Source organism: Massilia hydrophila, assembly GCF_020208145.1.
GTDB lineage: Bacteria > Pseudomonadota > Gammaproteobacteria > Burkholderiales > Burkholderiaceae_D > Telluria > Telluria hydrophila.
Genome location: NZ_JAHYBX010000061.1, coordinates 1 through 446, shown reverse-complemented (window position 1 = coordinate 446; position 446 = coordinate 1). Strand labels below are relative to the sequence as shown.

Sequence of the window (446 nt, the reverse complement as noted above, 5' to 3'; positions counted from 1 at the left end):
CAAGCGCCAGGCTCACGTCCACCGTGGCGTTCCGGGTGACGCCATCGCTGGCGCTGGCGCCGGTGTCGAGGGCCAGTGCAAAGCCCGGGGCCGGGACGGCCGTGTCGACCGTGATGGCCGCCGCGTTGGTGGCGGCGGCGCTCAGGTTGCCGGCGATATCGGTCTGGCGCACCTGGACCGAACCGGCCGCGTAGCTGCTTGCGGCCAGCGTGAAACCGGTGCCGCTGCCGGCGTTCCAGCTGGCGCCGCCATCAAGGCTGTACTCCCAGCTGGCGGCGTCAAGCGCCAGGCTCACGTCGATCGTGGCATTCCGGGTGACGCCATCGCTGGCGCTGGCGCCGGTGTCGAGCGCCAGTGCGAACGCCGGCATGCCCACGCTGGTGTCCACGGTCAGCGCCGTGCCGCTGGCCGTGCTTGCGCTCAGGTTGCCGGCGATATCGGTCTGG

1 protein-coding gene is annotated in these 446 nt (G+C 72.0%); it reads right to left on the bottom strand.

Translation table 11 applies throughout. From position 1 onward, the window contains the following. On the bottom strand, window positions 1-446 hold a 446-nt coding region (locus tag LE190_RS21490; RefSeq protein WP_225240616.1), incomplete at both ends, for a hypothetical protein.